Below are 25,504 nucleotides of genomic sequence, written 5' to 3'. Positions count from 1 at the left end.
ATTATGGGCCGCCCAGTACACCGGGGAGCAACCACCTTCACCATAAATATGGTGAGTTAACGTCGTTTATCACCGTCTGAAAACCACCCAGCTTCACTGCCTGCTGTTCCAGGCTAACGCCGATCCAGTAAACAAACAGGCTATCTTCACTCTGCCTCCTCCCCCCTTACGTTTTTCCTCCAAGGTCCTCCATCTTCCACGCAATAAAAAAGCCCGCCGGGAACACCGGCGGGCTTTTTAATCGGCGTGAAACGGGCTTAGCCGTTCAGGCGCTTGTCGTTGCGGCGCGGGCGAAACTTGCCGCCGCGGTCACCGCCACGATCGTCCTTCTGGCGGAACTGGCGACGGGGCAGCGGGCCACCCTCGTACTTGGCCAGGTTCAGCGGACGCTGACAGACGCGCACCTTCTGCAGGATCTGCTGCAGCTCGGTGGGAATGCCTTCGGGCAGATCCACGGTGGAAAAGTCGTCGTGGATCTGGATCTGGCCGATGTAACGGGACTCCAGATCCGCCTCGTTGGCAATGGCGCCCACCAAGTGACCCGGTTTGACACCGTGCACTCGACCCACGTCAACGCGGAAGGTTTCCATGGTCACACCGGATACGTCATCCTTACCGCCGCGACGAGGACGCTCGCCCCGCTCGGGACGGTCACCACGGGCACGAGGCTCACGGGCTTCACGCACGTCCGGACGACGAGCAGCCATGGGCTTGTCTTCCACGAACAGCGGGCGATCGCCTTGCAGCAGACGGGCCAGGCCGGCGGCCAGGGCGGCGGTGTCCATGCCATCGGCCTGCAGCTCGCTCACCATTTCCACAAAGGGCGCTAGGGCCTTTTCGTCGGCGTCCACGCTGGTGCGAATACGAGCCTTGAAGCGCTCGGCGCGGATCTTGTTGATATCGTCGGCGGTCGGCATGCTCATCTCTTCGATGGGCTGACGAGTGTGGCGCTCCAGGTTGTACAGGCTGCGCTTTTCACGGCCGGTCACAAACAGAATGGCGTCGCCTTCACGGCCGGCACGACCAGTACGGCCAATGCGGTGCACGTAAGACTCGTTGTCGTGGGGCATGTCGTAGTTGATAACGTGGCTGATGCGCTCCACGTCCAGACCACGGGCAACCACGTCGGTGGCAACCAGAATGTTCAGGCGACCGTTCTTCAGGCGATCCACCACTTTTTCACGCAGCTTCTGGGGAATATCACCATGCAGGGCCTCACAGGCGTGGCCTTCACGGCTCATCAGCTCGGCCACGTCTTCGGCGTCTTTACGGGTACGCACAAACACCAGGCAGGCGTCCATGTCTTCGGTTTCCACCAGACGGCACAGGGCTTCCTGCTTGGGCATGCCACGCACAAACCAGTAACGCTGGCGAATGCTGGCGTTGGTACGGGTCTTGTTGGCGATGCGCACTTCCTGCGGATCTTTCAGGTACTTCTGGGCCACGCGCTGAATGGCCGGCGGCATGGTGGCAGAGAACAGGGCGATCTGACGGCTGTCCGGGGTGTGCTCCAGAATCCACTCCACGTCGTCGATAAAGCCCATGCGCAGCATTTCGTCGGCTTCGTCCAGTACCAGGGCCTGCAGGTTGTCGAGCTTGAGGGTGCCACGGCGCATGTGGTCCATCACTCGGCCGGGGGTACCCACCACAATGTCGACGCCACGGCGCAGGGCGCGGATCTGGCTGTCGTAGGCCTGGCCACCATAGATGGAGACAATGCGAATGTCTTTCTGGTATTTGGCGTAGTTTTCAAAGGACTCGGCCACCTGAATGGCCAGCTCCCGGGTCGGGGCCAGTACCAGCACCTGCGGGTAGGCGTTGCCACCGCTGATGCGGCTCAGCATCGGCAGGGCAAAGGCGGCGGTCTTGCCGGTACCGGTCTGGGCCAGGCCCAGCACGTCGCGCCCGGTCAGCAGAGTCGGAATGGCGGCGGCCTGAATGGCAGAAGGCTGCTCGTAACCCATGTCGGTCAGAGCTTGAAGAACGGCAGGCGCCAGGCCGAGATCGGCAAAACCGGGTACTACAGAGGTATTTGTCATTTAACAGTTCCGAATAAATAAAATGTCGGCGGACTGATACAGTAAAAGGCCGAGGACAGCCCTACTCACACTGGGTGAGGGCTTTCCTTCACACGAAAGGTGTCACACATGAATACACAAGGCTAATCTGGCCGTTTTTGTCTCAACACCGCCATGGTCAACCGGCTGGTACACACCAGGCGGTCACGCTCGTCATGGATGTCGATCTGCCAGACTTGTGTCGTCGCGCCCAAATGGAGGGGACGTGCGGTTCCTGTTACCAGGCCGCTTCGTTTGGCGCGGACGTGATTTGCGTTAACTTCCTGCCCAACGCAATAAAAACCCGCTTCAACGCACATATTGGCAGCTACTGAACCCAGGGTCTCGGCAAACGCGACACTCGCGCCGCCATGTAACATGCCAAGAGGCTGGTGAGTACGATGGTCTACCGGCATGGTACCGCGTAGATAATCGTGACCCACTTCACAAAAGGTCATGCCCAACTGGGCTGCGAGCGTATTCTCTGACAGTTGATTCAAACTGTCCAGCGTAAATTCACGTTGCCACATAAAAGAACCCTGGTGAGGGGTAGTACTTGGGGGCTAAGACGTAAGGCGAGAGGGGAAAACATGAGGGGTGAGGTGAACGGGCATGGGCCCTTCACCCTTTCCCTTCACTCCTCGCCGCGTCTTTATCGTCGGCCTTTTATTTTGCCCACGATAAACAGCAGCAACACGGCGCCCACCACCGACATCACCAGCGAGCCGATAATACCGGTGGCCGCCAGCCCCAACAACCGAAATACCAGGCCGCCGAGAAAGCCGCCCACCAGGCCCACCGCGATATTACCCAGCAGGCCAAAGCCTTGCCCCTTCATCAGGTTGCCGGCAATCCAGCCGGCCAGGCCACCGATGATTAATCCCCAGAGTAATCCCATACACGCTCCTTATCCTGTGATGAGGAGTGAGGGGTAAGGTGTGAGGTGTACCCCTCACCTCTCCCCTCTGTCCTCTGTCCTCTGTCCTCTGTCCTCTGTCCTCTGTCCTCTGTCCTCACACATCCAGCCTCAGGCCAACAAGCTTAGCAAGGCCTGCACCGGATGGCGAAGGCCCTCACCTTCAATGCGCTTGACCTGGCTGCGGCAGGAAAAGCCGGTGGCGAGACAGCGCTCTTTGGGCAGTTTGCTCAGGGGCTCGGCCCAGCTCATGGTGAACAGGGTGCGCGAGCCCTCGGCGTGCTCCCGCTCGTGGCCATAGGTGCCGGCCATGCCGCAACAGCCCACAGGCACGGCTTCCAGCTTGGCGCCCAGGTGGGTGAAAATACGGCTCCAGTCCTGATGGGTGGTGGGCTTGGCGGTTTTCTCGGTGCAGTGGGCAAACAGGTGCCAGGGCTCACCGGTCGTTTCTCGGGCCGGGATCCGCTCCAGCACGGTCAGCAGCCATTCCTGGGGCAACAAGACGTCAAAGTCGCCCCGGGCCGGGCCCAGTACCTTGGCGTATTCATCCCGGTAGCAAAGCACCAGTGACGGATCTACCCCCACCATGGGAATATTGAGCCGGGCCAGTCGATTGAGGAACTGGGCGCTGTCGGCGGCCATGGCGGCAAAACGGCGCAAAAAACCCTTTACGTGGGCCGGCTTGCCGTTGGGCTTGAACGGCAGCACCACAGGGTTAAAGCCCAGTGCCGTGGCCAGGCGCACCAGATCGTGCACCACGCCGGCGTCGTAGAAGGAGGTAAAGGGATCCTGCACCACCAGCAAGGTTTTCGCGCGCTCCTCGTCGCTCATGGCCTGCAGCTGTTCCAGATCGAACCGGGCCGCCGGCCCCTTGCCGAGGCGGGCCTTGAGCGATGGCTGGCTCAGTTGCGGCATGTCCACCATGCCAAGCAATGAGGACGTTCCACCCTGCAGCCACTTGTGGTTCATGATGGGGTTGAACAGGCCCGGGGCCTTGGCCATCCAGGGGGTATAGCTTTCCACCCAGGACACCAGATAGTCCCGAGGCGGACGCTGGTAGCGCTGATAATACAGCTGCAGAAAACGGGCGCGGAAGGTAGGCACATCCACCTTGATCGGACACTGGCTGGAGCAGGCCTTGCACGCCAGGCAGCCGTCCATGGCCTCTTTCACTTCATGGGAGAAGTCGTATTCGCCCCGGCGCTTGTCCAGGGTGTTTTTCACTCTGAGCACCATGTCCTTGACGCTGGTGCCGCGGCTTTGCACCGCGGCCTCCCCGGCCATGGGGTCAAAGCCCTGGGACGAGAGCTGGCGCAGCCATTCCCGCACCAGGCCGGCCCGGCCCTTGGGCGAGTGCCGGCGGTCGGCGGAGAGCTTCATCGACGGACACATGGGCGAGCGCACATCAAAATCAAAGCACAGGCCGTTGCCATTGCAATCCATGGCCTGGGTAAAACCGTCGCGCACGTGCACCGGAATCTGCCGGTCGAAATAGCCGCGCTTGGTGGCGTCCACCGACACCAGCTGCTCCAGGCTGTCCAGCGGCGTGCAGATTTTGCCCGGGTTCAGCCGGTTAAAGGGATCAAAGGCCGACTTGATACGGCGCAGCTCGGTAAACAGCACCTCGCCAAAAAAGGTGGGGCTGTATTCGGAGCGAAAGCCTTTGCCGTGTTCACCCCACATCAGGCCGCCGTATTTGGCGGTAAGGGCGTTCACCTTATCGGAAATGCGCCGCAACATCACTTCCTGCTCCGGATCGGTCATGTCCAGGGCCGGGCGAACGTGCAGCACGCCGGCGTCCACATGGCCGAACATGCCGTATTGCAGGCCGTGATCGTCGAGCAACTGGCGGAATTCCATGATGTAGTCGGCCAGGTGCTCCGGGGGCACGGCAGTGTCTTCCACAAAGGCCACCGGCTTTTTGCGGCCCTTGGCATTACCGAGCAGGCCCACCGCCTTTTTGCGCATCCCATAGATGCGGTTGATGGACGCCAGATCGTTGCACACCTGATAGCCGATAACGCCGGCCTCGCCGCGCTCGATCAGGCCATCGAGGCGGGCGCAGAGGGCGTCGACTTTTTCACGCTGGGCGGCTTCGTCCTGATCGGCGTATTCCACCATGTTAAGGCCGTCCATCACACGGCCCGGCACGTCCTGAATGAGATCGCTCACCGAGTGCCAGACAATGTCTTCCCGGGCCAGGTTGAGCACCTTTGAGTCCACGGTTTCCACCGACAGCGCCTTGGCTTCCACCATCAGCGGGGCATTACGCAAGGCCGACTCAAAACTGTCGTACTTGACGTTGACCAAGGTACGGAAATTGGGAATGGGGGTCAGATCCAGCCAGGCCTCGGTAATGAAGGCCAGGGAGCCTTCCGAGCCGCACAGAATGCGGGTCAGATCCAGGGTGTGGCTGGCCTGGTCGTAAACATGGCGCAGATCGTAACCGGTCAGAAAGCGGTTCAGTTTGGGAAAGCGCCGCTCAATTTCATCGGCATGGCCGGTGACACTGTGATACACGCAGCGGTACAACTCCCCTTCCCGGCTGTCTTCCTCCAGCTTTTTATTCAAGTCCTCGCCGGATACCGGCCCGGTTTCGATAAGGGTGCCGTCCACCAGCACGGCGGTCACCCCCAATACGTGATCCGAGGTTTTGCCATACACCAGTGAGCCCTGGCCGGAGGCGTCGGTATTGATCATGCCGCCCACGGTGGCACGGTTGCTGGTGGACAGATCCGGCGAGAAGAACAAATCGTGGGGCGCCACCAGCTGGTTGAGCCGATCCTTGACCATGCCGGTCTGAATGCGCACCCGGCGGCCATCGGCATCCAGGGTCAGCAGCTGGGTCATGTGGCGAGACAGGTCTACCACGATATTGTCGTTCAGGGACTGGCCGTTGGTGCCGGTGCCGCCGCCCCGAGGGGAGAAGCGTATGTCCTTGTAGGCGTCCTTGGCGGCCAGAGTCAGCATTACCACCAAATCCTGGGATGAGCGCGGAAACACCACCGCCTGGGGCAGGCACTGATACACGCTGTTGTCGGTGGCCACCGCCAGCCGACTGGCGTAGCTGCGCTCGATGTCGCCGCGAAAGCCGCTGTCGGCCAGGGCCTCTAGAAATGAATGGTAGATGGGGGTTGTCTGCTGTTGCAGCGCTAACCTTGGGATCATGACCTGCGTCCCCTTTGTCCTTGTCGGTATTGCCCAGAGTGGCGGCCATTATACACCGGTGCCGAATTTGAGCGAGGGCCAAAGGACGTCTGGACTGCTCTTTTGGCTATGTTCGCTCCCCTTCGCCGGTGATCAGGTGATTAAGAAATAGCGCAAAAAGAGCTCCTTGCGAGTCTGCACCCAGTTTGGCATAGAGGTGCTTGCGGTGATTTCTGACCGTGCCCGCGCCTATGCCCAGGCTGGCGGCAACGGCCTCGTTGTCTAAACCCTGCACCAGCAGGGCGGCCACCTGCGCTTCGCGCCGGGTCAGCCGTCCCCGGCCAAAACTGGCCAGGGCCGCCTTTACCAGGGTGTCCACTCGGGCCGGAGCCGGCGGCGACTGCGCCAGCGGGCCGGCCCCCGCCGGCCAGTGCCGATGACACAGTGCCCGCACCAGCGCCAGGTGATTTCGCAACGCCCCCTGCTCCGCCGGGGTAAAGGGCCTGGCCTGCAAGCGACCAAAAAAGATCATCAGCCACTGATTGCCGGGCAGGCGGAATACCAGCCCCAGCTCTTCCTGCCAGCCGGTGTCCTGATAAAAGGCCGCCGAATAATCGGGCGACATGCCCTGGTCCCGGGCCAGGGTGCGCAGGGAATAGACCCCGTCCTTCAGGCCATGGCTCAGCGCCCGGCAAAACGGATCCTGCGCATACAGGCCGTTGAGGTAACGCTGAAACAGCAGCTCGCGCCTGTGGCGCAGGTTATCAAACAGGTACACCGCCGGGCCGCCGTTGCGGTAGCTCACCATCAGCAGGCAGTCACAGTCGATACGGGCCTGCAGCAGCCGGGCCAGACAGCGGGGAAAGCTGGCGCTGCCCAGGGCATTGATGGTCCGGGTCAGCAGGGTTTCATCCAGTTCGGTCATGGGGTGCCCCCGTTACAATCTCGCGCCGTCATTATCGCAAACTATCCTGAAAAGGACATATCGGGGCAAGGCGGTTCGAGTCAGTATCGGGCTTTTATCAACGGAGCCCTGCATGAGCCATTCCCTGTCCCTGCTGGACGACCTGCACCGGCGCGGGCTGATCGCCCAGTCTTCCGATGCCGCCGCCCTGGCGGCCCATCTTGAGCAAGGCTCGCGCACCCTGTATTGCGGCTTTGATCCCACCGCCGGCAGCCTGCACATCGGCCATCTGGTGCCCCTGCTGATGCTGCGCCGGTTCAGCCTGGCCGGGCACAGGGTGGTGGCCCTGGTGGGCGGTGCCACCGGCATGATTGGCGATCCCAGCTTCAAGGCCGGCGAGCGCAGCCTCAATGAGGCCGGCACCGTGCAAACCTGGAGCAATGAGCTGAGCGCCCAGATACGCCGGCTGCTGAACACAGGTCACGACGCCGTGAATGAAGCCAACGTGCGCCTGGTGAACAATGCCGAGTGGATGCATGGCATGGAGGTACTGCCCTTTCTGCGGGACATCGGCAAACACTTCTCGGTCAACGCCATGATCGCCCGGGAGTCGGTGCGCCAGCGCCTGGCCCGGCCCGAGCAGGGCATTTCCTTTACCGAGTTTTCCTACAGCCTGCTGCAGTCCTATGACTACGTCATGCTCAACCAGCAATACGACTGCACCCTGCAGATTGGCGGCAACGATCAGTGGGGCAACATCACCAGTGGCATCGATCTCACCCGCCGTCTCAACGGCCGGCAGGTGTTTGGCCTGACCCTGCCGCTGATCACCAAGGCGGACGGCACCAAGTTCGGCAAGACCGAAAGCGGCACCGTCTGGCTGGATGCGGCCAGAACCTCGCCCTACGCCTTTTACCAGTTCTGGCTGAATACCAGTGACGACGACGTATACCGCCTGCTGCGTTACTACAGCTTTATCGAGCTCGAAGACATCGCCGCCCTGGAAGCCAGTGACCGGCAACGGGCCGGCAAGCCCGAGGCCCAGCGGGTGCTGGCCCGGGAGCTGACCCGGCTGGTGCATGGCGAGCAGGCACTAGCGGCGGCGGAGCGCATCAGCCAGGCGCTGTTTTCCGGTGAGTTTAACGGGTTGAGTGTGGAGGAGTTTGCGCAGCTGGAGCAGGACGGCATTCCCATGACCCGCATTGAAGCCACGGCGGCTACTGAGCCCCCCTCGCTCAGCGGGCTGCTGAAACAGGCCGGCCTGGCCAGCTCGCTGCGCCAGGCAAGGGAGCTGATCGGCAGCGGTGCCATCGCGGTCAATGGCGCGCCGGTTAGCGCCGACACTCTCACCCTGCCGCGGTTACACCGGCGCTACCTGATCCTGCGCCGGGGCAAAAAGCAGTTCCACCTGCTGCGTTTTGAAGACGAACTCGTTCGGGACGGCGCTTAACGCCCGGGCTTTTTCCCGCCCGGCCTGGCGCCGGGTCGCGCTCCGGAACGGACCCCGGCCTTGCCGCCGGAGCGGGTACCAGGACGATCAGCCTTACCGCCGGTGCGGACGTTGGCCCGGCCGGCACCGGTCGGGCCTCGGCGTCCTTCCCGCCGACCGTCGTCGGCTGACCGGCCCCGGGCCGGGGCCTTGTCCCGAATACGCGGCCCCTGGCGAGCCGCCTTGGGCTGCTCAAGCACCGAGGCTTCCTCGGTTTTGCTCGAGCCCGCAATCATACGGTTAATCAACCCCAGCTCCTGCTCACTGACATAACGCCACTGGCCCGGCTTTAGCTCACCAAGGTGAATATTCATGATGCGCACCCGCTTCAGGCTGGTCACCCGATAGTCCAGGTATTCCGCCATGCGCCGTATCTGCCGGTTCAGCCCCTGGGTCAGAATGATATTGATGGTTCTGGGGCCGATTTTGCGCACCTTGCAGGGCTTGGTCACGGTATCGAGAATGGGTACGCCCGCCGACATTTTCGCGACAAAGTCATCGGTAATGGGCTTGTCCATGGACACGATATATTCTTTTTCGTGGGCATTGCCGGCGCGCAGTATCTTGTTGACGATATCGCCGTCGTTGGTCAGCAAAATCAACCCGCAGGACGGCTTGTCGAGCCGGCCGATGGGAAAGATGCGGGCATGGTAATTAACCGCATCCACTATGTTTTCGGGAATGGCACGGTCGGTGGTGCAGGTAATGCCAATGGGTTTGTTATAGACCAGATACACGGCCTTGGGTTTGGCACGCAACGGCTTGCCGCGCACGGTGACCTGATCGGCATCACTGACCCGCACGCCCATGCCGGCCACCTCGCCGTTCACCCTGACCAGACCCTGTTCAATCAGCCGGTCGGCTTCCCGGCGGGAACAGATGCCGGTTTCACTGATGAATTTATTCAGGCGGGTATCGCCGTTGTCTGCGGTCATGGGCTCAGGCTCCCTTTCGGTGGTCATGTCATAACAGCCGGGCAAAGGCTGTTTACAAGCAGGCCTGGCCAAAGCGCGCCAGTGTAAGGCCCCGCCCCTCACCCCGCAAGGGCTGGCATTGTTGAAAGACTCGTCACGCGAAGCAACAGCGCGGTTGCACTCCACCGACACGCTTCGTTAAAGGTCACTCATAAAAAACCTGCTGCGAACATATTCAATGTTCGGTCAGGATTTTTTACTTCGTCACGGCGAGCAAGCTCGCCCCATGGACGCTCGGCACATGCCTTCCATGGCAAGTGACGGTCGGTTCCGGCAATCCCCGCTATTGCTTCATTGCTTCATTGCTTCATTGCTTCATTGCTTCATTGCTTCGTGAAATTTTGGCGCTGTCTGACAGTATCTCGACAAACAACTCTGTGTCTGGCCCAGGAGGGCAAAGCGTGTCTGCTTCGCCGTGGGCTTGGTCCAACGAGGGTGCTCGGGCTAACAGACAAGGTGTTAAAGCCAGCGCCGCACCCGCGCGCAATAGTCGGTATAGGCTTGCCCAAAGCGCAGGGCCAGGGCCTGTTCCTCGGCGCGTATCTGCACTCGGTTCATGTAGCGCACAAACAATACCGGCCCGAGCAGGGCCGGCCAGCTTTGCAGCCAGAGGGTAAAAGCCAGCAACAGCAGCAGATCGCCGAGGTAAATGGGGTTGCGCGAGCGGGCAAATACCCCTGTGGTCACCAGTCGGCACGAACGCTCGGGTTCAAAGGGCAACAGGGTAGTGCCGGCCCGCCACAGGGATATCGCCGCCAGCATCATCAGCATCAGCCCCGCCGTTAACGGCAGCCACGCCAGCCAGACCGGCCAGCCTGCCGACAGCGCCGGCAGCCATTCGGTCACCAGCCACATCAGGCCCGCCACCAGCGCCGCCACTCCCGGCGGCGGCAGCCACAACAGCCTTGGCCTCACGAACTGCGCACCGTCGCCGGCCCGGCGGTCGGCCTGCCATGCAGGTGCCGCCGGGTAATGCGCAGTGCTTCATACAGGTCCGGATAGACCTGAATACCGTCTTCGCCCACGCGAATGCCCGCCTGGTGCAGCCAGTGGGTCATCTGCCCCCGCCGCCCGGCCATCACCATGTGAATCCCCCGGCGCCTAAGCTCCTTGTGCAGCTCCCCCACCACACTCATCACGCTGATGTCCTGATGGGTAAAGCAGGACACGGCATCGATGATCAGGCACTCGGGCTGGGCCTGCTCGTCGCTCAGCAGGGTCAGCACCCGACGCTTGAAATAGGAGGCGTTAAAGTAGGTCAGCGGCGAGTTGAAGCGATAGATGAGCACACCGGTGATGGCCTTGACCTCTTCATTGCGTCCCAGGGTGTGCACCACCCCTTCCTCGTTCATGCCCATCAGCTGATCCGTCGGCCGCATCACATTGCGCAGAAACTGGAACAGGCCCAGCAGCACCGCCAGGGTAATACCCGGAATGACCCCCATGAACAGCACGCTGACAAAGGTGATCCAGGCCAGCCAGAAGGCGGCGTTGTCGGACTTGCGCAGGCCCCACTGGCCGCGCAGGTTGATCAGCGACCAGGACGCCATTACCAGCACCACTCCCAGCGCCGCGGTGGGAATGTATTGCAACGGCGCGGTCAGGAAAAAAGTGACCAGGGCGATAAGGCCGGCGGCCACCACCGACACCATCTGGCTCTTGCCGCCATTGGCGTCGTTGACCGCGGTGCGAGAGTCGGCGCCGCTGATGGCAAACCCCTGTGAAAAGGCCGAGGCCAGGTTGGCTACTCCCAGGGCGCGAAACTCCCGATCGGCGTCAATGTCGTAACCGTTGCGGGCGGCGAAGCTGCGGGCGGTCAGCATCATGGACACAAAGCTCACCATGGCCAGGTTAAGCGCCGGCATCACCAGATCCCGCATCAACCCGGGGGGAAACTCCGGCAGCTGGAACTCGGGTATGCCTCCCATCAGGGTGCCCACCACCGCCACTCCGGCCCGGTCGGGGCCCCACAGCCACAACAGGGCGGCGGCCGCCGTCAGCGCCAGCAGGCTGCTGGGCCAGAGCGGACGAAACCGCCGGCACAGCAACATGATCACCAGGGTCAGGGCACTGACCCCCAAAGTGGGCCAATGCACCAGGGTCAGGTAGTCGGGGGTAGCGGCGAGGCGCTCGATCAGCTGGGATTCATCAAAGGTGAAACCAAAAATTCGCGACAGCTGCCCCACCATAATGGTGATGGCGACCCCGTTGAGCAGGCCCAGCAGAATGGGCCGGGACAGAAAGTCCGCCAGCACTCCAAGGCGAAAGTAACTGGCTACCAGGCACCACAACCCGGTCATGGCGGTCATGGTCATCACCAGTTGCCAGTGGCGGGTGGCGTCACCGGCGGCCAGGGGCGTGACCACGGCGGCAATCACAGCGCAGGTGGCCGCATCGGGCCCCACAATCAGCTGGCGCGAGGTGCCAAACACGGCATAGGCGATCATCGGCAGTATGCAGGAATACAGGCCCACCACGGCACTGACCCCGGCCAGCTCGGCATAGGCAATGGCCACCGGCAGCGCCACCGCCGCCACCGACAGACCGGCGCGTACATCCGCCGGCAGCCAGTCGCGCCGGTAGTTCAGCAATGCCACCAGACCGGGCATCCAGCGCCCCAGGGTAAAAAAATCCCTCATGCAGTTACATCTTCCTTTGCACCGGCCCGCGCCTTCGTTACCTGACGTCGGCACGCAGGCTCATTCATCCTGAATCCGGCGGCGAACGCCGCCATGACCACAGCATATAACGAGGCCCGCCGACGGAAAAGCCACTCTCGCCGGCAAAAATGCGAGGGCCGGGCTCTTTTGCCGCATTTGCAGACTGCGTCTCGCCCGGTTCACTTTGCTCTCTGCCGGCTTTGTGCTTCAATTAAAGGCTATATACTCATTCGAGCCCAACTCATTATGAGGCAAGCGGCATGACCATTCGTATTTTGATCTGCGACGACTCCGCCGTTGCCCGCCGGCAGATAGCCCGCGCCCTGCCCTCGCCCCTGACCACCCGGCTGGAGTTTGCCAGCCATGGTAAGGAGGCGCTGGCATTGCTGCGCCAGACCCGCTTTGACCTGCTGCTGCTTGACCTCAATATGCCCGGGCTCGACGGTTATGAGGTGTTGAAGGCCCTGCGCCGCGAGCAGCTCGAGGTGATGACCCTGGTGGTGTCGGCCGACATTCAGCCCGAAGCCTGCCGCCGCGTGCAGGCGCTCGGCGCCATGGGCTTTCTGGCCAAACCCGTCAACCGCAACGCACTCACCGACTTGCTGCGTCGCTACGGCCTTTACGCACCGCAACAGGACGGCAACGCCCTTCATACACCGTCCCCACAGGAGTCCCTGGCACTCACCGACTATCTGCAGGAAGTGGCCAATATCGCCATGGGACGGGCCACGGCTCTGCTGGCCCGGTTACTCAATACCTTTATTCCACAGCCGGTGCCTCTGGTTGCGCCCATTGCCCGCGCCGAGCTCAGCCTGGCCATTTCCACCGCTACCGATGAAGGGTTTTCGGCGGTGTGCCAGGGCTTTGTGGGGGCCGGTCTGGCCGGCGAGGCGCTGTTGCTGTTTTCCGACAGCAGCCTGGAGGAGATGGCGCGACTGCTGCATTATTCGCCGTCTGACACCACGGCACCGGATGTGGAGATCCTGATGGATGTCTCCAGCATATTGTTCGGCGCCTTTCTCAAGGGGCTGGGAGATCAGTTTGATGTGCGTCTGGGACTGGCCCAACCCAAGGTACTCGGTCGGCACCTGCCCGTGAGCACCCTGCTGGAATACCATGGCAATCATCACCACCAGCAACAGCTGCTGTGCATCGAAATTCCCTATGCCCTTGAGCAACAGCATATTTATTGCAACCTCCTGGTGCTGCTGACCGAAGCGTCGATCCGCAGCCTGGAGCAAAAACTCAGTTACCTGACGGAGTAATGCCATGCCCCAGCATGAACACGGCCCACAAGATTTTCACTGGATGATGGACATGCTGGAGTCGGTCGACCTCGGTCTGGTGGTGCTGGATCTCGAGTTTCGCATCGAACTGTGGAACGGGTTTATGGAAAACCACAGCGGTCTCGGTGCCGGCCAGGCACTGGGGAAAAGCCTGTTCCAGCTGTTTCCGGAGCTGCCCGAACAATGGCTGAGACGCAAGGTGGATACCGTGGTCACCCTGAATACGCGCGCCTTTACCTGCTGGGAACAGCGGCCCAGGCTGTTTCGCTTTCACAGCACCAGGCCCGTTACCGGCACCCATGAGTACATGTTTCAGAACCTGACCTTACACCCGCTGGCGGATGCAGACGGCCAGATTCGGCGCGTATGCCTGATGATTCACGATGTTACCGACGTGGCCGCCGGCAAGCTGGCGCTGGAGCAGGCTAACGAGCGCCTGGCCCATCTCAGCATGACGGATCCGCTGACCGGCCTGCTCAACCGGGGCAGCTGGGAAGGCCTGCTGCACGCCGAATATTCCCGCTATCGGCGCTACCGCCATGCCTGCAGCCTGGTGATGGTGGACATCGACAATTTCAAGCTGCTCAACGATACCCATGGCCACCTGCCCGGAGACGACGTGCTGCGTCACCTGAGCGGGCTTATTCGCCATACCCTGCGCGATGCCGATATGGCCGGACGCTACGGCGGAGAGGAATTTGGCATCATACTGCCTCATACCGACGTCGACGGTGCCGCGGTAATATGCGAGCGACTGCGCCGATCGGTAGACGAGGCCAGGGTCGGCACCCACGGCCTGCAGCTGGAATACACCATCAGCCTGGGCGTGGCTCAGCCGACCCCTTCGTTTGAAAGTGCCCTCGACTGGCTGCAACGAGCCGATGAGGCCTTGTACCGAGCCAAGGCGGAAGGCCGCAACCGGGTATGCTTCGACCAACCCACAGCCCGGATCAGTTAAGAATGTCTTCCAGAATATAACGCACGTTTTCGGTTGCCAGATCCACCAGTACCGCCTTGTTGTCGACCCGACGCCATTCGTAGCCCTCGTAATAGGGCAAGCGCTCCCTCAGCCTGGGATCAAACCGCTTGGCAATGCCCGGTGGCAACGGCTTGCCTCGGCGCAGGTTCTTGGCAATGCCCGGTGGCAGGCTGCGCCGGTCGTCGTAATGCAGCCAGTCTCTGTGCTCACGAAACAGGCGCCGCAGCAACAGCTCGTCGATATGCAGCTCACGATCATGGTGCCGCTCCCGCTCATAACGATATTCGCGCCTGTCGCGATGATGCTCTCCTTCATCCTGCTGCCATTTTTGCTCCTTGAGCCGGCCGGGAGCCTGACCCGGCCCCTTGCCTTCGGGCGGCTGGGACTGGGCCGGCAATGCCAGCCCGGCCAATAACAGGGAGGCAATAAGGGAATGCTTGTTCATGGCGGGTCTCCTGCCGGTGAATATGCCATTAACCCTAGCGCCGGCCCGGCTGCCTGGCCATACCCGGCCATACCGACAGGGACGGATATTGTCGAATACGAGCACAAAAAAGCCCCGAAACGGGGCTTTGGCGTTATTGTTTGGCTGACCGGGCTCAGGCCAGTTCGATCACGTCGAAATCAACCTTGGTGTCCACGTCGGCGTCGTAATCCACGCCGTCCAGGCCAAAGCCGAACAGACGCAGGAATTCTTCCTTGTAGCCCTGATAGTCGGTGAGCTGATAGATGTTGTCGTCCTGCACCTGTTTCCAGATCTCGCGGCAGGCGTTCTGTACTTCATCGCGCAGCTCCCAGTCGTCCAGGCGCAGGCGGTTCTGCTCGTCCACCGGGGCCGGCTGGCCGCTGTAGAGGCGGTCATGGAACAGGCGCTGAATTTGCTCGATGCAGCCCTCGTGAATACCCTGCTCCTTCATCACCTTGAAGGCCATGGAGATATACAGCGGCATCACCGGAATGGCGGCAGAGGCCTGGGTCACTACCGACTTCAGCACCGCCACATGGGCGTCACCGCCGCGCGCTTTCAGCTTGCTGTCGATGGCGTGGGCGGCGCGGTCCAGATCTTCCTTGGCCTTGCCCAGAGTACCGTGCCAGTAGATGGGCCAGGTGAGATCGGTGCCAATGTAGGAATAGGCCACGGACTTGGCACCCTCGGCCAGCACGCCGGCGTCTTCCAGGGCGTTCATCCACAGTTCCCAGTCCTGGCCACCCATGACCTGAATGGTGTCGGCAATTTCCTGCTCATTGGCAGGCTCAACCACGGCTTCCACCAGCACGTCCTTGTTGGTATCCAGGGCGGTAGACTTGTAGGGCTCGCCGATGGGCTTGAGCGCGGAGCGCACCACTTCGCCGCTGTCGGGCAGCTTGCGCACCGGCGAGGCCAGGGAGTACACCACCAGGTCGATGTCGCCCAGATCCTGCTTGATCAGCTCGATAACCTGCTCGCGGCATTCGTTGGAGAAGGCGTCGCCGTTGATGCTCTTGGCGTACAGGCCTTCTTCCTTGGCGGCCTTGTCAAAGGCGGCGGCGTTATACCAGCCGGCGGTACCCGGCTTTTTCTCGGTGCCCGGCTTTTCAAAGAACACGCCAATGGTGGCGGCGCCGCTGCCAAAGGCGGCATTGATGCGGGATGCCAGGCCGTAACCGGTGGATGCGCCGATCACCAGCACCTTTTTCGGCCCCTGCGCCAGGGTACCCTTGCCTTTGACGTAGGCGATCTGCTCACGTACATTCGCCTCACAGCCGACCGGATGGGTGGTGGTGCAGATAAAGCCACGAACCTTGGGTTTGATGATCATAGGAATGGTTGCCTCGGTTATTACAAACGATAGGGGGCTAAAGATACCTTATTCCGGGGCAAATGTGAGGCCCAAATTGCCCGCCTGCCGCCGGTATCAGGATGCAGCAGCAGGGTTACCTGCGCCGACACGCTTCGAGCCCGTCCATGGGACGCTCGTCAAATGCCATCCATGGCATTTGACGGTCGGCTCCGGCAATCCCTGCTGCTGCATCACCGCCCCCTCTGCGCCAGGGAGGGCGCAGCGGAGCCCCCATGGAAGGGTTAGGCGTGTCGGCGAAGTAGTCCCCTGTGACCGACGATGTTGCACGGCCTTGCAGACCAAACGGGCTTCCAGCTTTGGTGAGATAAATGTTTACGTTACGTCCCTATCAGCAGGAGGCGGTTGACCGTACCCTGGCCTATTTTCGCCGCCACAGCGAGCCGGGAGTGCTGGTGCTGCCCACCGGTGCCGGCAAGAGCCTGGTGATCGCCGAGCTGGCGCGCCTCGCCCGGGGCCGGGTGCTGGTGCTGGCTCATGTGCGCGAGCTGGTGGAGCAGAACCACGCCAAGTATCAGGCTTATGGCGTGGAAGCCGATATTTTCTCCGCCGGGCTCAAGCGCCGGGAAAGCAGCCGCCAGGTAGTGTTTGGCTCGGTACAGTCGGTGGCCCGCAACCTGGACGCCTTTAACGGCTTCAGCCTGGTGATCATTGACGAGTGCCACCGGGTCTCCGATGACGACAACAGCCAGTATGCCCAGGTTATCAATCATCTGCGTACCGGTAACCCGGCTCTCAAGGTGCTGGGACTCACCGCCACCCCCTACCGGCTGGGGCTGGGCTGGATTTACCGTAGCCATCACCACGGCATGGTGCGCAGCCGCACACCGCGTTTTTTTGAGCACTGCCTGTTTGAGCTGCCGCTGCGACTGATGATCAAGCAGGGTTACCTGTGTCCGCCGGAGCTGGTGGACGCCCCCGTGGTGCATTACGACTTTTCCCGGCTGTATGAGCAGGGGCTGTTTACCGAGCAGGCGCTGGAGCGGGAGCTGGCCCGCCAGCCCCGAGTCACCCCCCATGTGGTGGAGCAAATAAAGGACTATGCCGAACATCGCCAGGGGGTGATGGTCTTCGCCGCCACCGTGCGCCACGCCACCGAGGTGGCCGGCCTGCTGCCCGCCGAGCAGACCGCCTTGGTGACCGGCGACACGCCGGGGCCGGAGCGGGACGCCATTATTGCCCGGTTCAAGGCCCGGGAGCTTAAGTTCCTGGTCAACGTGGCGGTGCTCACCACCGGCTTCGATGCACCCCATGTGGATTTGATTGCCATTCTGCGCCCCACCCAGTCGGTGGCCCTGTACCAGCAAATCATCGGCCGAGGCCTGCGGCTCAGTCCGGGCAAGACCGATTGTTTGGTGCTGGACTATGCCGGCAACAACATGGACATTTTCGCCCCCGAAGTGGGCGAGCCCAGGCCCAATGCCGACACCACCCAGGTGCAGGTGCCCTGCCCCGCCTGCGGCTTTGCCAATATCTTCTGGGGCAAGACCGATGCCGAAGGCCGGCTGCTGGAACACTTTGGCCGCCGCTGCCAGGGATTTTTTGAAGACGATGACGGCGAACGGGAAGAATGTGGTTACCGCTTTCGCTTTAAAAGCTGCCCGCAGTGCCTGGCGGAGAATGACATCGCCGCCCGCCAATGCCATGACTGTGGTGAGGTGCTGGTGGATCCCGACAAGCAACTGAAGGATGCCCTGGCGCTGAAGGATGCGCTGGTGCTGCGTTGTGCCGGCCTCAGCCTGGACGCTGCCGCCGGCAAATACGGCCCGGCACTGAAAGTCACCTATCACGATGAAGACGGCACCGAGCTGCAGAAATGGTATGCTTTTGACGCAAAGGGCCCAGAGGGCCGTTTTTACCGGGAATTTGTGCGTCCACACTGGCCGGCGCCGGGCACCGAGCCCGACTTTGCCAGCCTGGAGCAGGTGCTGGCCGCCGGCTCGCGCTTTCGCCACCCTGACTTTGTGATTGCCCGGGCCAACAAACGGGGCTGGCAGATCAGGGAAACCATTTTTGATTATCGAGGCCGGTTTCGTACCGCCCATGCGTTATAGAGAAGCCATGAAACTGCTTTCCACCCTTGTTTCTGCCGTACTGGCCACCGCCTTTGTCACCTCGGTATCGGCCGCTACGCCCCCGGCGAATGGCCAGAGTGCCTGGATGCTGGCCGATGCCGCGACCGGCAACATAGAGCGGCGTCATCAGGAACAACAGCTGATGAAGCCCGCCTCCACCCAGAAGCTGGTCACCGTGCTGGCCGGCGCCCTGGCGCTGGGGCCGGACTGGCACTACACCACCACCCTGCGCTACCGGGGCGAGCTGCGACAGGGCCGGCTGGATGGCGATCTACTGATCGACTTTGCCGGCGATCCTTCCCTCACCCGCGAACAGCTGGCGGCACTGCTGCGCCAGAGCGGCATTCGCCACGTCAGCGGCCGGGTGCTGCTCAACCAGTACCGCTTTGCCGGTTATGATCGGGGCAATGGCTGGTCCTGGAACGATCTGGGGGTATGCTACACGGCACCGGCGGCGGCGCTGATCCTGGATCGCAATTGCGTGCAGGGTGCGCTCTATGCCCGTTCTGGCCAGCCGGCCCGAGCCACGGTGCCGGCCCATCAGCCCGTCACCGTCAGCGCCGACGTGGCGGTGCTGAACAAGGCCGAGCGGGAGCAACGATTTTGTGCGCTGGAGCTTGACATGACGCCGCCCAATCAGTATCACCTCACCGGCTGTATCGGCCCACGCCAGGATCCCTGGCCGCTGCGCTTTGCCATTCAGGATGTCACCGCCTGGGGCAAGCGGCTCACCGGCTGGGCGCTGCAGCAGGCCGGCATCACGCTGTCCGGCCATATTGAGGGCAGCCGTGTCGACGCCGGTGACTGGGCCCCCCTCGGCCAGCATGACTCGCCGCCGCTGCGCGAGCTGGCCCGGCAAATCCTGGCGCACTCCGACAACCTCTACGCCGACAGCCTGCTGCGCACCCTGGGGGCACAGCACTTTAACCAGCCCGGCAGCTTTCGCAACGGCACCCAGGCGGTGCGCGAGATCCTTAAACAAGAAGCCGATATCGACCTGGGACCATCCTGGCTGGCCGACGGCTCCGGGCTCTCTGCCCATAACCTGCTGCGGGCAAAGGATCTGATGGCGGTGCTGCTGACCATGGCACAGGATCCGCGAGCGCAATGGCTGATGGCCGCACTGCCGGTGAGTGGCGAAAGTGGCACCCTGCGTTATCGCAAGAGCGTGCAGGGGCCCGCACTCAAAGGGCGAGTGATCGCCAAGACCGGTACCATTGCCCATGTGCAGAACCTGGCCGGCTTTATCGATACCGACAACGGGGAACGCAAGGCCTTTGTGCTGTTGCAAAACGGGCTGTCCATCAGCCCCGAGCAGTCCGCTGCCATGGCCGCCGGCGAGCTGGAATGGCCGGCCCGGCGCTTTGAACGGGACTGGCTGGAAGGGGTGACGCAACGTTCATCCATCGTTAAAACCAATCAAAACAACACACACTAACGATTTTCATCGGGGGCGTGCCCTGTCTATACTGGCGCCCGACTCACCGATTTAAGGAGAACAGCATGTTTGCAGTGATTTTTGGTCGTCCCGGTTGCCCCTTCTGCGTACGCGCCAAGGAGCTGGCGGACAAGCTCAGCACCGAACGGGAAGATTTCAAATACCGCTATGTGGACATTCACGCCGAAGGCATTTCCAAGGAAGACCTGGAAAAGACCGTGGGCAAGCCGGTACAGACGGTGCCGCAGATTTTCCTCGACCAGCAGCACATCGGCGGCTTCACCGACTTTGAAGCCCACGCCAAGGAGCACCTGGGCCTGTACCAGTAAGCGCTGTTCGGGCGGCCAGCCGGCCGCCCACGTGGAGCCTTTCACACCAAGCTTGCTGAAAAATCACCGTTTTCAGCATTTTTTTCGCTCAAAGCCCCCTTTTTCCTCTTTTCATTCGGTAGCCAAAGCTCCATCATGGGTCCCATTACCTGACGCCACTGTCCGCCAACCGAATCCAGATCGGCCCTTGCCGGGTTCGTCGCTGCCGGGCAACCGTATGATTCCGAGGCTGTAAACACCCATGTATTCAGTAGAAAAATCCCACAAGCTGGACAACGTCTGTTACGACATTCGTGGACCCGTTCACAAGGAAGCCCGCCGCCTTGAAGACGAAGGACACCGTATTCTCAAGCTGAACATCGGCAACCCGGCGCCGTTCGGCTTTGACGCACCGGAAGAGCTGCTCAAGGACGCCATTCTCAACATGCCCACCAGCCAGGGCTATTGCGACTCCAAGGGGCTGTTTTCGGCACGCAAGGCGGTCATGCAGTACTACCAGCAAAAGGGACTGCGCACCACGGATCTGGACGACATCTATATCGGTAACGGGGTGTCGGAGCTGATCGTGATGTCGATGCAGGCGCTGCTCAACAACGGCGACGAAATTCTGGTGCCGTCCCCGGACTACCCGCTGTGGACCGCCGCCGTGACCCTCTCCGGCGGCAAGGCGGTGCACTACACCTGTGACGAACAGGCCGACTGGTACCCGGATCTGGACGACATCAAATCCAAAATCAGCCCGCGTACCAAGGGCATCGTGCTGATCAACCCCAACAACCCCACCGGCGCCGTCTACGGCAGCGAGTTTTTGCTGGAAGTGATCGAGATCGCCCGCCAGAACAAGCTCATTATTTTTGCCGACGAAATCTACGACAAGATTCTCTACGACGACGTGGCCCACCATTCGGTGTGTACCCTGTGCGACGACGTGCTGGTGGCCACCTTTAACGGCCTGTCCAAAAGCTACCGCGCCGCCGGCTTTCGCCAGGGCTGGATGATGCTGAGCGGGCCCAAGCACCTGGCCCGGGATTATATCGAAGGGCTGGAGATGCTCTCCTCCATGCGGCTGTGCGCCAACGTGCCCATGCAGCACTGCATTCAGGCGGCGCTCGGCGGCTACCAGAGCATTAACGAGCTGGTACTGCCCGGTGGCCGGCTGCGCCGCCAGCGCGACCGTGCCTGGGAGTTGCTCAACGAGATTCCCGGGATCAGCTGCGTCAAGCCCAAGGGCGCCATCTACATGTTCCCCCGGCTGGATCCCAAGGTGTATGACATTCGCGACGATCAGAAGATGGTCTACGATCTGCTGTTGCAGGAAAAAATGCTGATCGTGCAGGGCACCGGCTTTAACTGGCCCAAGCCGGACCATTTCCGCCTGGTGACCCTCCCCAGAGTCGACGACATCGAAGACGCCATCGGCCGCATTGCCCGCTTCCTTAAGCATTACAAGCAGTAAAGTGACGGTGAGAAGTAAGGGTTGAGGAGTAAGGCGGCCGTTCTCCTTACGCCTCTCCCCTCACTCCTCACCCGCTGTTACAGCAGCGGGCTGAGCAGGTAAAACAGGTTTTCCAGCAGCCGCTTGCGCAGCGGCCGCTGGCGCCACTCCAGCCACGACAGCGGCCGAGCGTCCGCCAGGTAGCGGTCGGCCAGCTGCAACAGCTCGCCCATGGCCTGGCCGTCATCCACCAGCAGGGTCATCTCAAAGTTCAGCCAAAAACTGCGCCGGTCCAGGTTCACCGTGCCCACCAGGCCAAACTGGTGATCCACCAGGACGCACTTGGTGTGCAGCAGGCCGGCGGAGTACAGGTGAATTTCTACGCCGGCGTGCAGCAATTCGTCAAAGAAGGCGTTGCAGGCGTGATTGACCATGCGCGAGTCGTTCTTCTCCGGCAGCAGCAGCTGCACCTCCACGCCCCGGTCGGCGGCGGAGCACAGTGCCGCCACCAGGGGATCGTCGGGCACGAAGTAGGGAGTGACCAGCACCAGCCGCCGCCGAGCCTGATACACGGCACTGAGCAGGCTCTGGCTGATGGCATCGCCGCCCATAAAGGGCCCCGAGGGCAACAGCTGCAGCCTCAGCTGGTTGTCCAGGCAACAGATGGGGTGGTATTCCAGCTGCTCCAGCAGCCGCTCGCCGGTTTCCATTTCCCAGTCCCACACGAACAGCGACCAGATAATGGGCACGATGGGGCCGCGAATGCGCAGCATGATGTCGACCCACTGGCCCACGCCGGCGTCCTGCTTGAAGCAGGCGGGATCCACCAGATTCATCGAGCCAGTATAGGCAACGTCGTCGTCGATCACCACCAGCTTGCGGTGCATGCGCAGATCCTGTCGTTCAAACAGCACGCGAAAGGCGCCCACCGGCAGTACTTCCACCACCTTGACCCCGGCCTCGCGCAGGCGGCCGGGCCAGCGACTGCGAAAGAAGTCGGCACTGCCCACCGAGTCCAGCAGCAGCCGGCAGTCCACACCGCGGCGCGCCGCCGCCATCAGCGCATGGGCCACCTCGTCGGCCATGCCGCCCTGGTGCCAGATATAGAACTCCAGATAACAGGAGCTGCGTGCCCGCTCGATGTCCATGCGCAGTGAGCTCAGAATTTCCGTCGGTTGCTGCAGCAGGGTCATGCCATTGCCGCTCAGCATGGGCATGTTGAGCCGGGCCTTGACCAGCTCATAAATGGGTCGGACCTGATCGCTCACCTCAAACTGCTGACCGGGAAAGCGGTTGACCAGCACGTTGATCCAGTCCGCATGGGGCCGGTACATGGCCCGCGCCCGTTCGGCCCGCTTGCGCCCCAGTCGCACCTCGCCGAACAGTATGTAGGTGGCCACGCCCAAAATGGGAATGGCGTAGATCAGCGCCAGCCAGGCCAGGGACACTCCCACCGGCCGGCGCTTCATGATCACCCTGAAGGTTACCCCCACCACCAGGCTGGTATGGGTGGCAAACAGCAACCAGCCCAGCAGGGTATCGATGTAATCGTTCAAAAACGCCTTGCTCCTCTTTCCCCAGACGGGGCAGACTGTGCCCATGTCTTTTTGCATCATGGATACAGGACTATGAAAAGTATACTTTTTTTGATCCTGCTTGGGGTTAGCACCGCCCTGCCGGCACAAACCCTCAGCCTAACCGAGCAACAACTCAACCAGCACCTGGCCAGTCAGCTGGGGCGGGAGTTTCCCGTGACCCTGGGCAGCTGGCTGAAGGCCGCCGTGCGCCTGGCCGACCTGCAGGTTGAGCTGGGACGGCAACAGCCGGACAAGGCACGGGTCAGCGGGCGGGGCATCGTTACCCTGGATCAGGGGGAGCAACAACAGGACTGGGACATCAGCGGCGACTTCAGCGCCCGCCCCCGCTTTGACAGCAAGGAAGGCGCCCTTTATCTGGACGAATTTGAACTGCTGGGATATCGCCTGAACAACAGCGGCGCCGGCTCCCAGGGAGGGCTAGTGATGCCGCTGCTGCTGCAGAGCCTGGCGGATTACCTGTCGCGCTACCCGGTATACCGGCTGAGCGAGCAGGATCCGCTGCGACGCCAGTTGCAGGATCAAGTGCTGAGCCTGGAGATCAGTCCCGGCCGGCTGACCCTGCAGGGGCTGGACAGCCTGCCATAAAGGCCGGCACCTGTGCCGGTGCCAGGGGCGGCGCCACCAGCCGGCCCTGGATCAGGTGACAGCCATGTTCCTGCAGAAAGGCGAGCTGCTCCCGGTTTTCCACTCCGCAGGCCACGGCCTCAAGCCCCAGGGTGCCGGCCAGCAACAGCAGCGCACGGATCACCGCCCGCTCATAGTCTTCAAAGGCCTCCGCGAACAGCCGTCGATCCAGCTTGATGCCGTCCACCGGCAGTTGCTGCAGCAGCCGCAGGTTGAGCCGGCCGTCACCCAGGTTATCCAGATAGACACCCATGCCGGCCTGACGAAAGGCCGACAGCACCCGCAGCAGGGAGTCACTGCGGCGCATAATGAAGTCACTGCGCAGCTCCAGCTCAAAGTCCGCCGGTTCGGCGCCGTGCTCGCGCAGAATATCGAGCAACCGCAAAATCCGCTGCTGCTCCAGCTCCGGCTCCAGTCCCCGCATGTTCAGGCTGATGCGGCCCTGCCAGCCCTGCCGTCGCCAGTCTTGCGACTGCCGGGCCGCCTCGCCGAATACCCACTCCGCCAGCCGCCCCAGCAGGCCGGCATTGCGTGCCGCAGGCAGAAAATCGTCCGGGGGGACCAGCCCCAGCACCGGATGGCGCCAGCGCAACAAGGCTTCGGCCCCTACTATGCGACCGGACTCCACATCCAGCCTCGGCTGATACTCCAGAAACAGCTGCCGCCGTGCCAGTGCCTCGTGAAACTCCCGGGCCAGCCGGCTGCGCAGCTCCAGCCGGGCAAAACTGGCGGAGTCAAACAGGGAAATACGGGCCTGGCTACGGGTCTTGGCCTCGTACATGGCGGTGTCGGCGTAGCGCAGCAGGGTTTCGATTTCCAGCCCGTGCCGGGGATAGAGGCTGATGCCCACACTGGCCCCCACACTCAACTGGTGATGACCGGCGCTGACCGGCGCCTCCATGTTTTCCAGCAAGCGGGCGGCCCGCTCCAGCAAGGGTTGCTCCTCACCACCGCTCATGCGCCATACCAGCACGAACTCGTCACCACCGATGCGCGCCACCATTTCATTGGCATCCACCTGCTGCCGCAGCCGCCCGGCCAGGGTTTTCAGCACCTGATCCCCCACGCCGTGGCCAAAACCGTCGTTGATGGGCTTGAACCTGTCCAGGTCGATAAACAGCAGCGCCAGCTGCTCGTCGGGATGCAGGTCGCACTTGATGCGGGCGAACCAGCTCAGCAAAAAGGCGCGGTTGGCGGCACCGGTCAGGCTGTCGTGATGGGCCAGATAGCTGAGCCGCTCTTCAGACTGGCGCAACCGGCTGATGTTGTCGAGAATCCCGATAATATGGCTGATCAGCCCGGCTTCGTCGCGGATCAACCGCAGCATCAGCCAGTGGGTAGCCACTTCCCCCTGCCCGGTCAGATGCTCCACTTCACCTTCCCAGTGCCCGCGAAACTGCAACCGTTGCCAAATGCGACGGTAGAAACGCCCCTGATAGCGCCCCTGGCTGACGTGAGTCAGGTGCCGCCCTTTCAGGCTGTCCGCATCCAGCTCGCAATGGCAACAAAAGGCCGGATTGACCTCCAGCACCCGGCCCCGGGCATCCATCAGCACTATGCCTTCCCGCGTGTGCAGCATCAGTTGCCGCACCAGGCCGAGATCGTTGTTGGCCCGTACCGGCTCGGCCAGCGCAAAGGGAGTGTGCCCTTCAAAGGCGGTCACCGCCGAGCTGTTCTCTGATTCCATGATTACGCTCTTGTTATCTCACTATGGGGGCACGGTTGTGGTTATTGCTGCCTCGGGGCAGACAGGAT

20 protein-coding genes are annotated in these 25,504 nt (G+C 62.0%); 8 read left to right on the top strand and 12 right to left on the bottom strand.

Features of this window, described 5'->3' with window-relative positions:
- Positions 1 to 257: 257 nt before the first annotated feature.
- From B6S08_RS10220 to B6S08_RS10200, 5 genes are all read right to left on the bottom strand, one after another.
- A complete protein-coding gene (locus B6S08_RS10220; protein ID WP_094200710.1) occupies positions 258 to 2,039 on the bottom strand; it encodes a DEAD/DEAH box helicase in 1,782 nt (593 codons plus the stop codon).
- Between the two features lie 122 nt (positions 2,040 to 2,161).
- Positions 2,162 to 2,587: a hotdog fold thioesterase gene (locus B6S08_RS10215; protein ID WP_094200709.1), complete on the bottom strand. Its 426-nt coding sequence runs from the start codon at positions 2,585 to 2,587 to the stop codon at positions 2,162 to 2,164.
- 122 nt (positions 2,588 to 2,709) lie between these two features.
- Positions 2,710 to 2,955 carry a GlsB/YeaQ/YmgE family stress response membrane protein gene (locus tag B6S08_RS10210; RefSeq protein ID WP_094200708.1) on the bottom strand — a complete coding sequence of 82 codons (246 nt, stop codon included), beginning with the start codon at positions 2,953 to 2,955 and terminating at the stop codon, positions 2,710 to 2,712.
- A gap of 129 nt (positions 2,956 to 3,084) precedes the next feature.
- Positions 3,085 to 6,141, bottom strand: a complete 3,057-nt coding sequence (gene ydiJ / locus B6S08_RS10205; protein WP_094200707.1) for a D-2-hydroxyglutarate dehydrogenase YdiJ — start codon at positions 6,139 to 6,141, stop codon at positions 3,085 to 3,087.
- 106 nt (positions 6,142 to 6,247) lie between these two features.
- Positions 6,248 to 7,045 (bottom strand): helix-turn-helix transcriptional regulator, encoded by a 798-nt coding sequence (locus tag B6S08_RS10200; RefSeq protein ID WP_094200706.1) that lies wholly within the window; start codon positions 7,043 to 7,045, stop codon positions 6,248 to 6,250.
- Between the two features lie 112 nt (positions 7,046 to 7,157).
- Here B6S08_RS10200 and tyrS point away from each other — a divergent pair, with 112 nt between their 5' ends.
- Positions 7,158 to 8,474, top strand: a complete 1,317-nt coding sequence (gene tyrS, locus B6S08_RS10195) for a tyrosine--tRNA ligase (RefSeq protein ID WP_094200705.1) — start codon at positions 7,158 to 7,160, stop codon at positions 8,472 to 8,474.
- On the opposite strand, the gene rluF is transcribed toward tyrS, so the two are convergent.
- From rluF to B6S08_RS10180, 3 genes are all read right to left on the bottom strand, one after another.
- Entirely contained in the window at positions 8,471 to 9,448 is a 978-nt protein-coding gene (gene rluF / locus B6S08_RS10190; RefSeq protein ID WP_094200704.1) for a 23S rRNA pseudouridine(2604) synthase RluF, read from the bottom strand. The genes tyrS and rluF overlap by 4 nt on opposite strands.
- Positions 9,449 to 9,946: 498 nt before the next feature.
- The gene (locus tag B6S08_RS10185; protein ID WP_245849850.1) at positions 9,947 to 10,402 is read right to left on the bottom strand and encodes a methyltransferase family protein; all 456 of its coding nucleotides are present in this window, start codon (positions 10,400 to 10,402) and stop codon (positions 9,947 to 9,949) included.
- A complete protein-coding gene (locus tag B6S08_RS10180; protein WP_094200703.1) occupies positions 10,399 to 12,126 on the bottom strand; it encodes a SulP family inorganic anion transporter in 1,728 nt (575 codons plus the stop codon). Before B6S08_RS10180 ends, B6S08_RS10185 begins: the two co-directional genes overlap by 4 nt.
- 281 nt (positions 12,127 to 12,407) lie before the next feature.
- Here B6S08_RS10180 and B6S08_RS10175 point away from each other — a divergent pair, with 281 nt between their 5' ends.
- Together B6S08_RS10175 and B6S08_RS10170 are read left to right on the top strand one after the other, a co-directional pair.
- Positions 12,408 to 13,412, top strand: a complete 1,005-nt coding sequence (locus tag B6S08_RS10175) for a response regulator (RefSeq protein WP_094200702.1) — start codon at positions 12,408 to 12,410, stop codon at positions 13,410 to 13,412.
- A 4-nt stretch (positions 13,413 to 13,416) separates the two neighbouring features.
- Positions 13,417 to 14,391 carry a sensor domain-containing diguanylate cyclase gene (locus B6S08_RS10170; protein ID WP_094200701.1) on the top strand — a complete coding sequence of 325 codons (975 nt, stop codon included), beginning with the start codon at positions 13,417 to 13,419 and terminating at the stop codon, positions 14,389 to 14,391.
- On the opposite strand, the gene B6S08_RS10165 is transcribed toward B6S08_RS10170, so the two are convergent.
- On the bottom strand, positions 14,384 to 14,857 hold the full coding sequence (locus tag B6S08_RS10165; protein ID WP_094200700.1) for an anti-virulence regulator CigR family protein: 474 nt from the start codon (positions 14,855 to 14,857) through the stop codon (positions 14,384 to 14,386). The two genes, B6S08_RS10170 and B6S08_RS10165, sit on opposite strands and share 8 nt — an antisense overlap.
- Positions 14,858 to 15,011: 154 nt before the next feature.
- Complete coding sequence (gene fabV, locus B6S08_RS10160) at positions 15,012 to 16,211, bottom strand: enoyl-ACP reductase FabV (RefSeq protein WP_094200699.1); 1,200 nt, start codon at positions 16,209 to 16,211, stop codon at positions 15,012 to 15,014.
- A gap of 350 nt (positions 16,212 to 16,561) precedes the next feature.
- Here fabV and radD point away from each other — a divergent pair, with 350 nt between their 5' ends.
- From radD to B6S08_RS10140, 4 genes are all read left to right on the top strand, one after another.
- Complete coding sequence (gene radD / locus B6S08_RS10155) at positions 16,562 to 18,304, top strand: DNA repair helicase RadD (RefSeq protein WP_094200698.1); 1,743 nt, start codon at positions 16,562 to 16,564, stop codon at positions 18,302 to 18,304.
- 7 nt (positions 18,305 to 18,311) lie between these two features.
- Positions 18,312 to 19,763, top strand: coding sequence for a D-alanyl-D-alanine carboxypeptidase/D-alanyl-D-alanine endopeptidase (gene dacB, locus B6S08_RS10150; protein ID WP_094200697.1), 1,452 nt, complete (start codon positions 18,312 to 18,314; stop codon positions 19,761 to 19,763).
- Between the two features lie 65 nt (positions 19,764 to 19,828).
- On the top strand, positions 19,829 to 20,092 hold the full coding sequence (locus tag B6S08_RS10145) for a GrxA family glutaredoxin (protein WP_094200696.1): 264 nt from the start codon (positions 19,829 to 19,831) through the stop codon (positions 20,090 to 20,092).
- A 241-nt stretch (positions 20,093 to 20,333) separates the two neighbouring features.
- On the top strand, positions 20,334 to 21,548 hold the full coding sequence (locus B6S08_RS10140) for a pyridoxal phosphate-dependent aminotransferase (protein WP_094200695.1): 1,215 nt from the start codon (positions 20,334 to 20,336) through the stop codon (positions 21,546 to 21,548).
- Between the two features lie 77 nt (positions 21,549 to 21,625).
- Here B6S08_RS10140 and cls read toward each other — a convergent pair whose 3' ends face one another.
- Positions 21,626 to 23,083: a cardiolipin synthase gene (gene cls / locus B6S08_RS10135; RefSeq protein WP_094200694.1), complete on the bottom strand. Its 1,458-nt coding sequence runs from the start codon at positions 23,081 to 23,083 to the stop codon at positions 21,626 to 21,628.
- A gap of 72 nt (positions 23,084 to 23,155) precedes the next feature.
- Here cls and B6S08_RS10130 point away from each other — a divergent pair, with 72 nt between their 5' ends.
- A complete protein-coding gene (locus B6S08_RS10130) occupies positions 23,156 to 23,710 on the top strand; it encodes a YceB family lipoprotein (protein ID WP_094200693.1) in 555 nt (184 codons plus the stop codon).
- Here B6S08_RS10130 and B6S08_RS10125 read toward each other — a convergent pair.
- Entirely contained in the window at positions 23,664 to 25,436 is a 1,773-nt protein-coding gene (locus B6S08_RS10125; protein ID WP_094200692.1) for a putative bifunctional diguanylate cyclase/phosphodiesterase, read from the bottom strand. The two genes, B6S08_RS10130 and B6S08_RS10125, sit on opposite strands and share 47 nt — an antisense overlap.
- Between the last annotated feature and the right edge of the window lie 68 nt (positions 25,437 to 25,504).

The organism is Oceanimonas doudoroffii, assembly GCF_002242685.1.
Lineage (GTDB): Bacteria > Pseudomonadota > Gammaproteobacteria > Enterobacterales > Aeromonadaceae > Oceanimonas > Oceanimonas doudoroffii.
This window is presented reverse-complemented; position numbering and strand designations above follow the sequence as displayed.

Excerpts from the sequence above, each read along its gene's own strand:
- B6S08_RS10220 (WP_094200710.1), bottom strand. The coding sequence starts at position 2,039 with ATGACAAATACCTCTGTAGTACCCGGTTTTGCCGATCTCGGCCTGGCG.
- B6S08_RS10215 (WP_094200709.1), bottom strand. The coding sequence starts at position 2,587 with ATGTGGCAACGTGAATTTACGCTGGACAGTTTGAATCAACTGTCAGAG.
- B6S08_RS10210 (WP_094200708.1), bottom strand. The coding sequence starts at position 2,955 with ATGGGATTACTCTGGGGATTAATCATCGGTGGCCTGGCCGGCTGGATT.
- ydiJ (WP_094200707.1), bottom strand. The coding sequence starts at position 6,141 with ATGATCCCAAGGTTAGCGCTGCAACAGCAGACAACCCCCATCTACCAT.
- B6S08_RS10200 (WP_094200706.1), bottom strand. The coding sequence starts at position 7,045 with ATGACCGAACTGGATGAAACCCTGCTGACCCGGACCATCAATGCCCTG.
- tyrS (WP_094200705.1), top strand. The coding sequence starts at position 7,158 with ATGAGCCATTCCCTGTCCCTGCTGGACGACCTGCACCGGCGCGGGCTG.
- rluF (WP_094200704.1), bottom strand. The coding sequence starts at position 9,448 with ATGACCGCAGACAACGGCGATACCCGCCTGAATAAATTCATCAGTGAA.
- B6S08_RS10180 (WP_094200703.1), bottom strand. The coding sequence starts at position 12,126 with ATGAGGGATTTTTTTACCCTGGGGCGCTGGATGCCCGGTCTGGTGGCA.
- B6S08_RS10175 (WP_094200702.1), top strand. The coding sequence starts at position 12,408 with ATGACCATTCGTATTTTGATCTGCGACGACTCCGCCGTTGCCCGCCGG.
- B6S08_RS10170 (WP_094200701.1), top strand. The coding sequence starts at position 13,417 with ATGCCCCAGCATGAACACGGCCCACAAGATTTTCACTGGATGATGGAC.
- B6S08_RS10165 (WP_094200700.1), bottom strand. The coding sequence starts at position 14,857 with ATGAACAAGCATTCCCTTATTGCCTCCCTGTTATTGGCCGGGCTGGCA.
- fabV (WP_094200699.1), bottom strand. The coding sequence starts at position 16,211 with ATGATCATCAAACCCAAGGTTCGTGGCTTTATCTGCACCACCACCCAT.
- radD (WP_094200698.1), top strand. The coding sequence starts at position 16,562 with ATGTTTACGTTACGTCCCTATCAGCAGGAGGCGGTTGACCGTACCCTG.
- dacB (WP_094200697.1), top strand. The coding sequence starts at position 18,312 with ATGAAACTGCTTTCCACCCTTGTTTCTGCCGTACTGGCCACCGCCTTT.
- B6S08_RS10145 (WP_094200696.1), top strand. The coding sequence starts at position 19,829 with ATGTTTGCAGTGATTTTTGGTCGTCCCGGTTGCCCCTTCTGCGTACGC.
- B6S08_RS10140 (WP_094200695.1), top strand. The coding sequence starts at position 20,334 with ATGTATTCAGTAGAAAAATCCCACAAGCTGGACAACGTCTGTTACGAC.
- B6S08_RS10130 (WP_094200693.1), top strand. The coding sequence starts at position 23,156 with ATGAAAAGTATACTTTTTTTGATCCTGCTTGGGGTTAGCACCGCCCTG.
- B6S08_RS10125 (WP_094200692.1), bottom strand. The coding sequence starts at position 25,436 with ATGGAATCAGAGAACAGCTCGGCGGTGACCGCCTTTGAAGGGCACACT.